Consider the following 268-nt stretch of genomic DNA (forward strand, 5'->3'; position numbering starts at 1 on the left):
CCCGCACGGTGTAGGCTTGACGAAATCCTTTGATAGAAGGATAGTCAGGAATAGCACAGGTTTAACCATTGTTCACGAAGATGATATTACAATTAGCAACACCGCTTACAGTTTCTACATTCAGGATTCAGCTGGTCAGCCGGGTGGTCCCCAGATTAGTGGAAAATCCGCAGCTCTTTCTAGCTTGATCACTGTAGAAAGTGATGGAGATGCAGTTACTTATATGTACGATGCTAACGAAGATCGCTTTAATGTTGTGAATGGCGAT

At 43.7% G+C, this 268-nt stretch carries 1 protein-coding gene; it reads left to right on the forward strand.

Annotation, left to right across the window (positions count from 1 at the left end; genetic code table 11):
- Positions 1-16: 16 nt before the first annotated feature.
- Positions 17-268, forward strand: a 252-nt coding sequence (locus tag SB754_RS20640; RefSeq protein WP_410784228.1) for a hypothetical protein, incomplete at its 3' end; no start/stop codon positions are given.

It is taken from the genome of Leifsonia sp. SIMBA_070, from assembly GCF_046534635.1.
Classification (GTDB): domain Bacteria; phylum Actinomycetota; class Actinomycetes; order Actinomycetales; family Microbacteriaceae; genus Leifsonia.